Annotated in this window: 8 protein-coding genes; 2 read left to right on the top strand and 6 right to left on the bottom strand. The window is 55.3% G+C overall.

What is annotated here, in order from left to right; all coding sequences use genetic code 11:
* Nucleotides 1–434: 434 nt before the first annotated feature.
* From DQX05_RS29205 to DQX05_RS29230, 6 genes are all read right to left on the bottom strand, one after another.
* Nucleotides 435–1,916: an MFS transporter gene (locus DQX05_RS29205; RefSeq protein WP_259392303.1), complete on the bottom strand. Its 1,482-nt coding sequence runs from the start codon at nt 1,914–1,916 to the stop codon at nt 435–437.
* Nucleotides 1,917–2,031: 115 nt separating this feature from the next.
* Complete coding sequence (gene gltB / locus DQX05_RS29210; RefSeq protein ID WP_119796746.1) at nt 2,032–6,660, bottom strand: glutamate synthase large subunit; 4,629 nt, start codon at nt 6,658–6,660, stop codon at nt 2,032–2,034.
* Nucleotides 6,661–7,051: 391 nt separating this feature from the next.
* Nucleotides 7,052–7,903, bottom strand: coding sequence for an EamA family transporter (locus tag DQX05_RS29215; protein WP_119796747.1), 852 nt, complete (start codon nt 7,901–7,903; stop codon nt 7,052–7,054).
* 232 nt (nt 7,904–8,135) lie between these two features.
* Nucleotides 8,136–10,328, bottom strand: a complete 2,193-nt coding sequence (locus DQX05_RS29220) for an Ig-like domain-containing protein (protein ID WP_119796748.1) — start codon at nt 10,326–10,328, stop codon at nt 8,136–8,138.
* 124 nt (nt 10,329–10,452) lie between these two features.
* The gene (locus tag DQX05_RS29225; RefSeq protein ID WP_259392304.1) at nt 10,453–10,701 is read right to left on the bottom strand and encodes a helix-turn-helix domain-containing protein; all 249 of its coding nucleotides are present in this window, start codon (nt 10,699–10,701) and stop codon (nt 10,453–10,455) included.
* A gap of 236 nt (nt 10,702–10,937) precedes the next feature.
* Nucleotides 10,938–11,510 (bottom strand): TetR/AcrR family transcriptional regulator, encoded by a 573-nt coding sequence (locus tag DQX05_RS29230; RefSeq protein WP_119796750.1) that lies wholly within the window; start codon nt 11,508–11,510, stop codon nt 10,938–10,940.
* A 212-nt stretch (nt 11,511–11,722) separates the two neighbouring features.
* Between DQX05_RS29230 and DQX05_RS29235 the strand changes: the two genes are divergently transcribed.
* The gene (locus DQX05_RS29235) at nt 11,723–12,844 is read left to right on the top strand and encodes an MGDG synthase family glycosyltransferase (RefSeq protein WP_119796751.1); all 1,122 of its coding nucleotides are present in this window, start codon (nt 11,723–11,725) and stop codon (nt 12,842–12,844) included.
* Nucleotides 12,845–12,865: 21 nt separating this feature from the next.
* Nucleotides 12,866–13,243 (top strand): permease, encoded by a 378-nt coding sequence (locus tag DQX05_RS29240; protein WP_119796752.1) that lies wholly within the window; start codon nt 12,866–12,868, stop codon nt 13,241–13,243.
* Nucleotides 13,244–15,019 lie beyond the last annotated feature (1,776 nt).

Below are 15,019 nucleotides of genomic sequence, written 5' to 3' on the forward strand. Positions count from 1 at the left end.
TCCCGCGACCGGACTCTCACCGGCTAGATGATGCGTGCTTCGCTGGGCACGCTGACATAAAAAAGACACCCCCGCCTTATAAGCGAGGATGTCCCGTTGAGTTAGGGAAGCTATGTTACGAAATGACGCTAGGGATGCTAGGGATGCTATCTTACTGGATCTATGTTTACTGAAAATATGCTAATAGAGCAATGTTATTGAAACTACGTTAGCGGAGCAGTTACCGAAACCAAGTTACTGGATCTATGTTACGGAAACTATGCCTAATGGAGCAGTTACTGAGACCACGTTAGTGGATCTATGTTTACTGAAACTATGCCAGTAGAGCTATGCTACTAAACTATGCGAGTGAAGCGCTGTAACGAAACTATGCTGTTGGAGCTTTGTCAGTAAGGCTAGGGAAGCCATGTTAGGGAAGTGCTTGGGATCGCCCTTTACCCGTGCATCATTATGTTATGCTGCGGAGAACGCTCCTTGCGCTGCAGCGCCGCGTGCATGATGAAGCTGAGGACGGCCAGCACCACGATAAGCACGGAGATGAACGCTACCCCATCGAGGCCACTGTGATCGTAGGTAAGGCCAAGCACATATGGGCCGATCATGCGCCCGATGGAAGCAATTCCCCCGGACACGCCCATATAGAAGGGCGCCTCCCGTCCTGCGCGGGCCGACAGGAAGGCCGGCACCGCCGGGGAGACCAGCATCTCGCCCAAGGTGGCGAGCGCCATCGCCAGCAGAAAGCCGCTGTAGAAGGGCAGGAACCAGATGACGACATAAGCCAATCCGTAAAATATCGCGCTCCATGTCAACTGCGACGTCAACGGCACCGCGATCGTCCGCTTCATCCAGGACGTGATCGGCTGCGCCGCGAAGATAAGCACTCCATTCAGCGTCCACAGCAGGCTGTACATGGAGAAGTTCATCCCTTGATCCGCAATATGCGGCGCCACCCCGGTTCCCCAGAGGGAATTGGCGAGCCAGATGAACAAGGTGCCTACCGACATGAACAGATAGATGCGGTAGGCAGACAGCTTCTCCCACAGACTGCGCTCCGGCAGGATGCCCCGTTGGGCCCGGGCGCCAGCTGTCTTCTCCTTCCCGTTGGCTCCATCCGCCGAATCTTCCTTCACCGAAGCTCCATTCACTGACGTACCGTTCACCGGCGTTCCCTTAGCCGACGCTCCATTCACCGACGTACCGTTCACCGGCGTTCCCTTAGCCGACGCTCCATTCACCGACGTACCTTTCACCGGTGTTTCCTTCGCCGATGCTCCATTCACCGGCATGCTCTTCTCCGCGGTTCCGTTCACGGCGCCGGCCGCAAGCGACTCCTCGTTCTGTCCCCGCAGGAAGCGGTAGAAGAACAGGGCGAAGCCAGCGGACGTCAGCCCGTTGAGCATGAACGTCAGGTTGAAGGAGATATCCGCCAACACCCCGCTCAGCGCGGTGCCCAGCGCAACCCCGACATTGTTCCCGACGTAGATGACGTTGAACAGCTCATCCCGCCGGTCCGCCCAGCGGAAGCCGACGAATGACTGGATCGCCGGCATCGACGCCGAGTTGGTCAGGCCAAGCACCGTCATCGTCATAACGTATAGCCACCAGTCGGCATGCGCCGTCACGACCAGCGACAGCTGCAGCAGCGAAGTCGCGGCCAGCGCGCCGATAAGCAGCCTCCGCACCCCGAGGCGGTAATACAGCCCCCCGCCCAGCAGCTGGCCGAAAAATCCGCCGAGCATCTGCATCAAAATAACGAAGCCCGCATCCGCCAGCGGCCGGTTCAGCTGCGTATGCACGAACAGCGTCGTCAACGGCCACATCAGGGCGCCGCCGGTCGAGTTGATCATACTGGCCCATATAAATACTTTCATTTCCCCTGTATATTTGCTCATCATGCCGCGCGGCATTAATTTCATGTTGATTCACCATCAGTTCCCCGGAAGTTAGGCCTTCCCCCCAACGGGAAATAGCCTTGCTCCGCTGCCAGCCCCGAGGGGCCCGCACTGCGAAACAAGGCTATCGTACCATATTTTAGGTGCCTCCGGCACGTGTTAAATCTTTTACATTGGCCATAAATGCCGCGTGCAGCGCATCCTTGCCCGTCATTCCGGACGCCTCCGCGAGCGCGATTTGCTCCCGCATCCGCTTGTAATCCTTCGGAATGACCCGGATGAATTGCTGGCGCGTCAATTCCCACCGCGACAGCAGACATTCGGCAAGATCGCTGCCAGTGTAGGCGGCATGCCGTTCTAGCATGCGGCGAACCTGTTCTTCCTCCGCATCCGAATCAAGCCGTTCCAGCAGGACCATCTCCAGATTGCAGCGTCCGGCGAAAACGCGCCCCGGATCGAGCACATAGGCGATGCCCCCTGACATTCCGGCCGCGAAGTTGCGTCCGGTCGGGCCCAGGACGACGACCGTTCCGCCGGTCATATATTCGCAGCCATGATCGCCGACGCCCTCGACGACCGCTTCGGCGCCGGAGTTGCGCACCGCGAACCGCTCGCCCGCCACGCCGCGGATGTATGCCTCGCCGCCCGTTGCGCCGTACAGCGCCGTATTGCCGATGATGACATTGTCCTCCGGCCGGAACGTCGCTTCCGCCGGCGGCTGCACGATCAGCTTGCCGCCGGACAGCCCTTTTCCGACATAGTCGTTGCAGTCGCCCATGACGGTCAGCGTCACGCCAGGCGGCACGAATGCGCCGAAGCTCTGCCCCGCCGAGCCATGGAAGTTGTACCGGATCGTGTCCTCCGGCAAGCCGGCGGCGCCATGGCGGCGCGTAATCTCGCTGCCAAGCAGAGTGCCGGTCGCCCGGTCCTCGTTGCAGATCGCGAACACCCCTTCCACCGGATGGCGGCGCTCCAGCGCCAGCTTGGCGCACGGGATCAGCTCCCGGGCATCAAGGGTCGCGGCCAGTTCCTGCTCCTTCCGCTCTGCCATCGCTTCCTTGTCAGCCGCGGCGCCGTTCCCGGCGGCGCTGGACGGGCGGTGGAAGAGCGGCGACAGATCCAGATGCCGCAGCTTCTCATGGCGCTGCATCTCCGCGCCGGCCTGCAGCAGGTCGGTGCGGCCAATCATCTCCTCCAGCGAGCGGAAGCCAAGCTCTGCCATCAGTTCCCGCAGTTCCTCAGCGATGAAGCGCATGAAGCGGACGACATGCTCCGGGTCGCCCTTGAAGTTTTTGCGCAGCTCCGGATTCTGTGTCGCTACCCCGACCGGGCATGTATCAAGCTGGCAGACCCGCATCATGACGCAGCCGAGGGCGACCAGCGGCGCGGTGGAGAAGCCGAACTCCTCGGCCCCGAGCATCGCGGCGACAGCGACATCGCGGGCGGTCATCATCTTCCCGTCCGTCTCCAGCACGACGCGCTCCCGCAAGCCGTTCAGCAGCAGCGTCTGGTGCGTCTCGGCCAGACCGAGCTCCCACGGCAGACCCGCATGGCGGATCGAGCCTTGCGGAGACGCTCCCGTGCCGCCGTCATAGCCGCTGACCAGGATGACATCGGCCTTGCCCTTGGCGACCCCGGCGGCGATCGTTCCGACGCCCGCTTCCGAGACGAGCTTCACATTAATGCGGGCGCGCGGGTTGGCGTTTTTGAGATCGAAGATCAGTTCCGCCAGATCCTCGATCGAATAAATATCATGATGCGGTGGCGGCGAGATGAGTCCGACGCCTGGCGTCGAGCCGCGCACTTCCGCGACCCACGGATACACCTTGCGGCCCGGAAGCTGTCCGCCCTCGCCCGGCTTGGCGCCCTGTGCCATCTTAATCTGAATCTCATCGGCCTCCACCAAATATTGCGAGGTGACGCCGAACCGCCCGGAAGCGACCTGCTTGATCGCGCTCCGCCGGAAGTCCCCGTTCTCATCCCGCTGGTAGCGCGCCGGGTCCTCGCCGCCTTCGCCGGAGTTCGAACGCCCGCCGATCCGGTTCATCGCGATGGCCAGACTCTCATGCGCCTCCTTCGAGATCGATCCGAACGACATTGCCCCCGTCTTGAAGCGGCGCAATATGTTCTCGGCAGGCTCCACTTCCTCCAGCGGAACCGCAGGGCCGTTCGGCTTCAGCTCCAGCAAGGAACGCAGCGTGTAGTGGCGCTCGCCCTCGCCCTGAACCCGCTTCGAGTACATCTTGTACTGCGCATAATCTCCGTTGCGGCACGCTTGCTGCAGCGCATGGATCGTGTGAGGATGGTACAGATGCTCCTCCCCGTCCCGCCGCCATTGGTACTCGCCGCCGGGATCCAGGGTCCGGTCGCGGTGCTCCGCTGCGGCGAAAGCCCGCTCATGCGGAAGCAGCGCTTCCCGGGCGACCACCTTCAGTCCGATTCCCCCGATGCGGGACGGCGTTCCGGTAAAATACTGCTCCACAAATGCCTGATCCAGACCGACCGCTTCGAAGATTTGCGCTCCGCGATACGATTGGATCGTCGAGATCCCCATTTTGGACAGCACTTTGACAATGCCTTTGATAGCCGCTTTCCGGTAATTTTTCACGGCCTGCTTCGGCGAGACGCCGGCGATCAGCCCTTCCCGGATCATATCCTCGATCGATTCGAACGCCAGATAAGGATTGATCGCGCTTACGCCATAGCCGAGCAGCAGCGCATAATGATGCACTTCCCGCGGCTCGCCCGATTCCAGCAGCAGGCTGACCTTCGTCCGCGTCCCCTGCCGAATGAGATGGTGATGCAGACAGGATACCGCCAACAGCGCCGGAATGGCCGCTTCCTCTTCGCTGACGCCGCGATCGGAGAGGATGAGCAGATTATGCCCCTTCCCAATGACCCGATCCGCCGCTTCGCACATCGTCTGGAGCGCCTCGCGGAGACCATCCGTCCCCCGGGACGCCGCGAACAGGATCGGCAGCGTGATCGCCCGGAAGCCCGGCAAGCGGATATGGCGCAGCTTCGCGAATTGCTCGTTCGACAGAATCGGGTTCGCGATCTTAATCTGGTGGCAGCTCTCCGGCCCCGGCGCCAGCAAATTCCGCTCCGGACCGATGGTCGTGCCCGTAGCCGTCACGACCTCTTCCCGAATCGCATCGATCGGCGGATTGGTGACCTGGGCGAACATCTGCTTAAAATAGTTATACAGTCGTTGAGGACGGCGGGACAACACAGCCAGCGGCGCATCATAGCCCATCGAACCGATCGGCTCCGCCCCGCTGGACGCCATCGGCTCCAGCACCTTGCGCAGATCCTCGAACGTGTAGCCGAACGCCTGCTGGCGGCGGCGCACACTCACATGCTCCGGAGCAGGCATTCGCGGCGCATCCGGCACCTCCTCCAGATCGACGAGATGCTCATCCAGCCACTGCCGGTACGGCTGTTCAACGGCGATGGCGGATTTCACCTCTTCATCGGAGATAATCCGGCCTTGCTCCGTATCGACCAGCAGCATCCGTCCCGGACGAAGGCGCTCCTTGCAGAGCACCTGCTCGGGCGCGAGGTCGACGACCCCGGTCTCCGAGGAGAGGATAATGACATCGTCCTTCGTCACCCAGTAGCGGGAAGGACGCAGTCCGTTCCGATCGAGAATCGCCCCGATCTGAACCCCGTCGGTGAACGCCATCGCAGCCGGTCCGTCCCACGGCTCCATCAGACAGCTATGGTACTCATAGAACGCCCGCTTCGCCTCGTCCATCCGCTCATCATTGGCCCATGGCTCCGGCACCATCATCATGGCGACATGAGAGAGCGGCCGTCCCGCGAGATACAGAAATTCCAGCGCATTGTCGAACATGCCCGTATCGGAGCCGTCCCCGTGGATGACAGGAAGCACCTCCTCCAGTCCGACGCCGAACGCCTCGGATTCGAATTGCTTCTCGCGGGCATTCATCCAATTGACGTTGCCGCGAAGCGTATTGATCTCCCCATTGTGGATCATGTAACGGTACGGATGGGCCCGCTCCCAGCTCGGGAACGTATTCGTGCTGAAGCGCGAATGGACGAGCGCCAGCGCCGTATCCAGCGACTCCTCCTGCAAATCCACATAAAAGCGGCCGAGCTGCTCTGTCGTCAGCATCCCTTTGTACACGATCGTGCGGCTGGACAGGCTCGCGATATACATCGCTCCGTCGCCTGCATCGGCCGCATAGCGGATCGTGCGCTCCGCGCGCTTGCGGATCACATACAGCTTCCGTTCGAAGTCAAGCGGGCTTCCCGCTTCTTCCCGCAGCGCCTTCCCGCGGCCGATAAAGACTTGCCGGATGCACGGCATCGCTCCAAGCGCGGTGGCCCCCAATCCGTCCGCATTCACTGGGACCGTCCGAAAGCCGAGCAGCGTCTGCCCTTCTGACGCAATCAGCCTGCCGAGATCCGCTTCCTGTCCCTCACGGATCGATCCATCCGGGGAGAGGAAGAGCATACCGACAGCGTAGTCTCCGGGCGGAGGGAGCTCCACCCCTTGAGCGGCCATCACTTGCGCGAAGAATTGATGGGGAAGCTGAAGCATGATTCCCGCCCCATCCCCGGTATTCGGCTCGCTGCCTTGGCCGCCGCGATGCTCCATCCGAACGAGCATGCCCAACGCTTGCCGAACGATATCATGGGACCGCTTGCCCTTGATATGAGCGACAAAGCCCATGCCGCATGCATCTTTTTCGAATTGGGGATCATACAAGCCTTGCTGTGGAGGTAAACCATTCGGCTTCATGAGGGCACCGTCCTTTCCTGATGAAAATGTATTTTGAAAATACGAAACCACATATTTATGCATTTGTATTGTTTCATCATTTTATCATTATGTTTTTTTTAGAGCAATTGAATGTTTTTATGAATCCGATAACTTATACGGATATCGGGAGTACGCCTATATTATCATTATTTCACACTAAATAAGGATACATGAACATCCTCGATCCCGATTTGCACCGATTGATATTTCTTTTGCACAATACTACATATTATTAAGTAATTTACTATAATACCCCCAATCATTTCCTGACAAGACCGAATTTTTATTCATTATTACGAATAAAAAAACTGCACCTTCCTTTTTCCGAAAGATACAGTCTGTGATTCAAGTTCTGCTATGGAATTTTACCTCAGCCCCACATACTGATCAAGGCCATTCCGGCCGCGACAATCGTCGATGCGACCAGCCGCTTCTTGCCTTGCTTCTCCTTCAGAATCCAATACCCGAGAAGGGTACCGATAACAATGCTGAACTCGCGTATCGGCGCCAGATGAGCCAGCGGCCCCAAGGTCATCGCGAACAGGAATAGCAGATACGAGCCTGGCGAAATAACAGCCCCGAGTCCGATCGTACTCCAGTTCTCCCGCCACTCGCGCCGCAGCAGCCCGGCCCGCTTCACGGCAGGCGCCAGGAAGATAACAGCCCCGATGTTCGAAATCTCGATCAGCCCCAGCGGGCTGAAAAATTCGACGACCGCTTTGTCGGTCAAGGTGTACGCCGCGGTGCACATGCCGACGGTGGTCGTCAAGGCCAGCAAAATCCACCACGACTTATCCTTCTGCTTCACGGAGAGCATCCCGCTCAGGCCGAACAGCCCTCCTACGATCAAGCTCCACCCGAGCCAGCCGATTACCGACATGCTCTCTCCGTACAGGGAGACGCTGACGAGCGGTACGAGCAGCGCGGCCGTCCCTCTCATCATCGGATACACCTGCGACAGCTCGCCTACCTTGTATGCCTGGGATACCAGATACAGATAGGTCCCCTGCAGCAGGAAGGATACGATAAGGAGCAGTGCATGTCCCCATGTCCAGGTCATCGTGATCAGATCGCGGATAAAAAAAGGCAAAAACAAAACCGTGGCAACCGCATGGAGCGAGAACAAGAACGATTCCTTGTGCAGGCTGCGCTTGGCGAATAAGTTCCACAACGCATGCGTGAATGCGGATGCGATGACGAGCAAAAGGCCATAAGCCATCATGTTCTGCGTTCCTTCTTTCGTGTCGCCATCCCTTGGCCAGGGACGAATAGTCCGGTACCATAAAACAAACAATGCTATTGTCTCACATTAGCTGTGAACGACAAGACGCGAATTGAATCCGCTGCCAATGCAAAAACACCGGCATGCGGTTTTCCTTCCACGCCGAGGCTGACCCGTCATATACGGACGGCCTGCCGCTTCATAGGAAGCCGACAGGCCGCATATCATTGCTTTATTTCACGCTGACACGCAGCGACGTGCTCTTGCCCTCGAAGGTCAGCTTCACGCTGGTCGAGCCTTTGGATACGCCCTGCACGCTGCCCCGCTCTACCTTCACATTCGTATTGGATGGCACGAACGTGACGGAGGAAGTGACATCGACGACTTCCCCGGTGTCGTAGATCGCCTTCACCTTCCAGTTGGCTTTCTGGCCGACGGTCAGCTTCAGGCTGCTCGGTTCGGCAATCAGCTTCGTCAGCTTCGGCGTCACCGACACCGGAACTTCCAGCTTCTGCCCCTGGAACTCGCCGGTCAGCAGCGCGCTGCCGATAGCGACTCCCTTGACGGACGTCCCTTTCACCGTCGCTACCTTTTCATTGTCCGACTTCCAATCGACCTTGGATCCGAGCGATACCTTCTTCCCGTTCTTGTAGTAGCCCGTTACCTTGATGCTTTGGCTCTTCTTCACATTCAAGGTCACCTTCTCCGGTTCAATCTCGAAGCGGACAACCTCTTCTTCTACCGTGACTTTGACCGATATTTTGACATTGCCATAGGTTCCGTTCAACGTCACCTTGCTTGCTACCAGTCCTTTGAGCTTGCCGTTGACGACAAGCAGATTCGGAGAGCTCGACTCCCATTTCACTTCGGAGGTGATATTCTCCTCATCCCCGTTCATATAGATGACCGTCACATCCGGGACCACCTGCTCCCGTCCCGTCACGATAGTCATTTCCGACGTGTTCGATTGGAGAATAAGCGCCTTGCGCTGTACGGTCACTTCCACCGAAATCGTCTGATCGCGAACGGTCGCGGTAAGGGTAGCCGTACCCCTGCTCTCCGCCTTCATCTTCTCGTCTTTAATGGAAATGACGCCGGTATTGGAGCTTGTCCATACCGCCAGATCGGATACATCTACAGTGTCTCCCCCCAGCGTAACCGCGCTTACCTTCGGCAGGCTCTGGGATTCTTCCATATAGATATCCATTTTGCGGATGCCGTCATTATCTTTATCCTTGTCTTCCTCTGGCCATTCCAGCTTCTCGATCGCCGGAATGACATTCACTTCGACCGATTTGGATAGTCCTTTGTACTTCGCTGTCACAGTCGCTGTGCCGGCTGCCTTGGCATAGACCCGGCCCTGTTCGACCGTCACCGCCATCACATTGCTCGATGTCCATTCCGCGAGATGCGTGACCTCTTCCTGCGTGTCGGCCGAGTTCAGAACGAACGTCTGCACTTGCAGCGGCGCGTCGCCCAGAAGCATCGTCTGCTTCTTGTCCGGCGAGATGCGCATCGCTTGGTACGATGGACGCACGACGACCGATACCGACTTCGTCACGCCCAAATAAGTGGCTGTAATGGTAGCCGTGCCGACGCCAATCGGCTTGACGGACCCGTCCTTCACTTCCGCGACGCCGCTGTCGCTCGTCGACCAATCGGCCTTGTCGGTTACATCCTCCAGATCGCCATCCTTCGTCTTCGCCTTCGCGATCACGTTGACTGCCGAATCGCCGAATTCAAATTCAATCAGCTTGTCCGGAGACAAGGTAAGCTCTTCGTACGGAAGCTCGACCTTGATTTTGATCTTGCTGCTTAAGCCTTTATACTTAACCGTGATCTCGGCTTCGCCCTTATCCTTCAGCGTAAGCTTGCCTTTGTTCACTTCAACGACGCTTGAATTGGAAGAGCTCCAGGAAGCGTCGGAGGTCACATCGTTCTCCGTATTGGCTTCCTTGTCAAAAGCGAACGCCTTCCAATTCGGCTTCATGCCGAGGTACAGAGTCGTTTCTTTGTCAATATCTGCGCCGGTATCTTCGGAACGTACACTCAAGTCATCATACATATAATTGGAGATAACCGTCTTCTTCAGGGTATACCCTTGGTACTTCGCGGTAATCTCCGAACTCCCCTTGCCGGCGCCCTTTACCCAGCCCGCATCTACCGTCACCGCGCTCGGATTGGAGGAGCTCCAGTCCGCCAAGCCGGTCACATCCTTCTGTTCTCCCTTGATCGTGCCGATCAGCTTCAATTGAACGGACTGTCCCTCCACGATGACATGAACCGGGTTTACATCAGATTCAAAGTGGACGTCGGTTACCGTATCCGCTGCGTAAGCCGCTCCATGAAACGGCAGCAAGCCGATCACAAGCGCACATGCCAACACGATGCTGAGCCACGATGTTTTTTTCCACGTTGGGTTCACTCGTTATCTTCTCCCTTCCAGCCTTGCTCTGCACTAAAATACAAATTACTGCTAGTTAATATAACGGACAAAAGACGCCAGAATGTTACCTCATGAAATAAAAATATATGCGGAGATTTCTGATTTAGGGCTTATGTCCTATATTCATCCGCTTAAGTCTCACTGGGCCGTTGGCCGTACCATCCAACAGAAAAAGCCCGCGGCAGAGGCCAACGCCGGGGCTGTTCGTTGGCATATGGTCAGGGCGAACGTTCCGTTCTATCCGGAGACCGCCCGGTGCCCTTCCGTATTTCTTTTTGAAGGAGCGTTCGAAATGCTTCAACCTGCTGAAGCCGGAAGCGTAGCAGATCTCCGTGACCGGAAGGGCCGTCACGCACAGCAGGGAATGGGCGAACTGGAGCAACTGCTCCTCCCGGAAATGCGGCGTGTCTAGTTCAGCGGACAGCTTGTCGCCCTCTGAGCCAATTGCTCCTCGAGTATGCCGGTGAGCTCGGCCACAGCCTCCGGCCCGAAGAGCGGCTTATTTTTGTGCCGGAACAACAAAAAGATACCAGGCCGGCATCCTTCGCGGTCGCGGACCAGGTATCTTCTCTATAATAGCCGGAAATTCTACGGAGCAAGCCCTTCCATAAAATGAAGCCGGAAATGGAACTTAATCTCTTCCTTATCAAGCGGATCGTACAGCTTGTTCCATTCTGTCGTCAGCGCCTTGTACATCTGCAGCATAACGAAGCTGATAATCTTCGGATTATGCCCCTTCACTTCGCCCTTGTCCATGGCAAGTCGCACCTGACGCTCAATATAGGTAAGCAACTCGCTCTCCATCTTCTGAATCGCCTCCCGGGCCATTGGCGTGCCCAGGTCGCGGACTTCCTGCGAGAGCTTGATGGCCAGCTCATGGCGGCCCCGGAATTCAAGCACCCGATCAAGGACGCGATACAGATTGTCGAAGAAAGGCTTGTCTTCCTGAATTTCCCGGTCGGCAATCCCTTTCATTTCCATAATCAATTGTTGTAAAATCTCATCAAAGAGTTCTTCCTTGTTCGTGAAGAACGTGTAAATCGTTCCCTTCCCTACCTTGGCGATCTTGGCGACTTGATCCATCGTTGTCGCCTTATAGCCGAACAAAGCAAAGGACTGAGCAGCCGCATCTACGATGAGCTTACGGCGGTCAACTGACATGTACTCCTCCTCCTTCCTCCCGCTGGGAGGCTGATATGACTAAATGACCAATACGATTTTCCGGTCATCTCTTTTATACTATTGAACATAGCATATATCCGGCATGTTTTCAACTTTGACAGCTTCCAGGACCGCAGCTGCTCTTTGGCATTTCCGAATGGAGTAAGATGCTTCCTTTTCATTTTCCGGTTATAATGAGAGTAGGTGAGAATATGCGAAAGAAAAGAATTCTTCTGTTGTCCGAAGGCTTCGGAACCGGACATACGCAGGCAGCCTATGCATTGTCCGTCGGAATCAGGCAGCTGGCGCCGGAAATGCAGACCCGCGTCATGGAGCTGGGCAAATTTTTGAACCCAACGGTCGCTCCCTTAATTTTTGCAGCCTATCGCAAGACGGTCAGTGTATCGCCGAAGCTGGTCGGCATGCTCTACCGCAAGCAGTATAAAAAATCATTGAACCGGGTTACGCAATCGGCTCTGCATCGCATATTCTATACGCAAGCTTCTCATGTCATCAGACAGCTGCGGCCGGATGCCATTGTCTGCACTCATCCGTTTCCTAATATCGTCGTCTCCCGGTTGAAGCGGGCGGGAATCGACGTTCCTTTGTATACGCTGATTACCGATTATGACGCGCACGGCACCTGGATCACGCCGGAAGTGAACAAGTATCTTGTCTCCGCCCCCGAGGTGGAGCAGAAGCTGATTCAACGGGGCATCTCCCCCGGGCAGATCATCGTCACCGGCATTCCCGTCCACCCGAAGTTCTGGCAGCGGTGTCCGCAAGCGGAGGCCCAGCAACGGCTCGGCCTGAAGCCGCTCCCGACCGTCATGCTGATGGGCGGAGGCTGGGGACTCGCGCTGGACGAAGAGCTGCTGCGTTATATGACGAAATACCGGGATCAGATCCAGCTTCTCCTCTGCATGGGAAGCAATGAGAAGGCGATGCAGCGGATCGAGCAGGACCCGGTCTTCCAGCATCCGAATATCCGGATCTTCGGTTATACGCAGGAAGTATCGATGCTGATGGACGCTTCCGACCTGCTCATTACGAAGCCGGGAGGCATGACCTGTACGGAAGGGATGATGAAGGGCATTCCGATGCTCTTCCATGCGCCGATTCCCGGTCAGGAGGAAGAGAACTGCGACTTCTTCATCGAGCACGGCCTGGGGGAACTGCTGGAATCGAGAGAGACGATCGACCGCTGGTTCCATGATTTGAGTCAACACTACGAGACGCTTCGGCAGAAGCGGCAGCTCGGGCCTTCCCCGGAGATAAAGCCGGACGACTGCCCGCGCGCCGTCATTGATTTGCTGTGGCATCCGCAATACTGAATACAAAGGAATGATTCACTTATGATGTTCACCCCGATAGGGTTCGCAGGCTACATGATTATCGGACTGGCCCTGCTCTCCAAGACGCTCGGCTGGATAACGAATTCCTTCCTGTTCGCTGCGCTGATTATTGCCGGCTTCGTCTGCTTCGGCATCGTGGAGAACCGTTGGGGGCGGCGGCACTGGCTTGTCCGCTATCTCGATTACATGCCGCTCATGGTTCTCGTCATTGCCTATGTCGTTGCCGGGAGCACGGTTCCCCAATACGTGGCGATTGCGCTGCTGCTCCCGCTCGGCGCCGCCAGCTCCTTCGGAGCGATCCGGCTCGCGCGCACGAAGAAGTACCGGACGATGCCGGTCATCGACGAGCATAAGAAGGAACCCCCGAAGTTCCAGTGACCTGCCGCCCATCCCCGCGCTCCGGCGACATGCCCGCATGCTCGGAATATATCGCGAACGAGAAAAGAGGCCCTTGCGGCCTCTTTTCACACTGTCGACAGTTTGAGCCTCAGACGCAGCAATGGTCTGAGGCTGTTTTTCTTAAAACAACTTGTATACACTATTAATTAGTGCCCTTTTCCGATTGTAAAAGTGCTATCCCAACGCCACTTATCACCAAACCCTGAGAATGGAATTCCAGTTGATTTTATATTTATTGTTACATTGTTGACTATCATCTCTTACTGAACCCATGTCATAAGCGGTAATATCATCGAGTCCAATTTTTTTCATATCATTCATTCTAATGACAGATACAGTTTCTTTATTTTCTTCGGTAATGACATGATCGGTACCATTTAGATCGGTATAAATATGTTTCATTTGCTAATGTTGAAATCAACTTTAACGCCGCCTTCTTATTCAATCCTTTAATATATCTTTCATTAGATTGTTGGACACTTACCTAGAACATTGTAAAGGTAAATATTTCCAAGAAGGTGATATATATTAAAAGAAAGATGATTAGTAACATTGTTGTTTGTCTTGTAATCTTATCGCCTTGGCTGCTCAGTACCGAGAAAACGGCAGCGATAGTGACCCTAATCCAAATCAATCAAAACTCAATCCGAATTGAAAAAAGAGATAATAATCAGATTACGGTGTATGGTAGAGAGGAAATTATCCGAACGCTGCAAGTTAATAAGAACTACTATATTATGAGAGCCGCTGGTTTACGCGACCGACTCTGGTTTCGATTAAGCTGATGCCCGATGATGTATGACTCCAGGAACAGTTTATATGGGTAAAAAAATTGATAACCGCCTTTCAACTACTCATTCAGCTATCATGCGAATGCTCCCTGAAAGGCGGGAATGTCTCATACTAGGGAGAGTTCGTTTAAAAATGACGTGTCATGATGTTGCTCTATTATAAAATCGTCCTTCTATAGTGGAAATCCCAAGATTCACCTCACTAGAAGACTAACCCCCTCATGTCTGCCTTTGTATAGACAATGGTGCTGTTCTTCCATTCTGGGAGTACAAAAACATTGCTTTTCCCTTAGTCAACTTATCATCTCAGTAAGCAAGGCTGTCCAAAAAGATGAGACATGATCGGATGGACAACTTTCGTATAGTTAGGCCAACCAGAATACTGTGATTAGCCTAAGACTGTCGACAAAGTCCTGTCGCAAATCTTGTTTTTATAAGATCATTTCGCTTATCCACGCATTAATGCGATATAAACATAGATGAATCACTTGTGATTGGGCTGAATAGGGAGGCGGAGCACCTTCGCCATACAGAAGAAAACAAACGGATTTATCAGGCCGTTGGAAAACCCCTGTTTTTTACGAAGGGGTGGAGATGTCCATTTACACAATCAAAACTTGGCACTCAGAGCGTTTTAAGTCGATTTTTTCTACTGAGAGACGAGATCCACCATATAAAAAATGAAGTATCAAAAATTCCCATATAATTCTCAACGGCCTGATTTTACGGGATCCAAGAGACCGCGTCGGATCCTGGGGGCATCATCGCCTTCAGGAAGCATCATTGCCTTCTGGAGGCATCGTTGCCTCCTGGGGCTTGAACGTGTGGAGGGAATTGCTGCTATTTTACAGGAAATTCGGCTCAATGAGTCCAAATCCCGAGGAATTGCTGCAAATCTACATCATTTTAGCACTAGCGTTGCATTGAGCGGTTAGTTCATAATCTAATTACAATTAACATCAAT

Origin of the sequence: Paenibacillus thiaminolyticus, assembly GCF_003591545.1 — a bacterium.
In the GTDB taxonomy this organism is placed as follows: domain Bacteria; phylum Bacillota; class Bacilli; order Paenibacillales; family Paenibacillaceae; genus Paenibacillus_B; species Paenibacillus_B thiaminolyticus_A.

What these genes read in the sequence shown, in the direction of transcription:
- DQX05_RS29205 (WP_259392303.1), bottom strand. Translation starts at nt 1,916, where the DNA reads ATGAAATTAATGCCGCGCGGCATGATGAGCAAATATACAGGGGAAATG.
- gltB (WP_119796746.1), bottom strand. Translation starts at nt 6,660, where the DNA reads ATGAAGCCGAATGGTTTACCTCCACAGCAAGGCTTGTATGATCCCCAA.
- DQX05_RS29215 (WP_119796747.1), bottom strand. Translation starts at nt 7,903, where the DNA reads ATGATGGCTTATGGCCTTTTGCTCGTCATCGCATCCGCATTCACGCAT.
- DQX05_RS29230 (WP_119796750.1), bottom strand. Translation starts at nt 11,510, where the DNA reads ATGTCAGTTGACCGCCGTAAGCTCATCGTAGATGCGGCTGCTCAGTCC.
- DQX05_RS29235 (WP_119796751.1), top strand. Translation starts at nt 11,723, where the DNA reads ATGCGAAAGAAAAGAATTCTTCTGTTGTCCGAAGGCTTCGGAACCGGA.
- DQX05_RS29240 (WP_119796752.1), top strand. Translation starts at nt 12,866, where the DNA reads ATGATGTTCACCCCGATAGGGTTCGCAGGCTACATGATTATCGGACTG.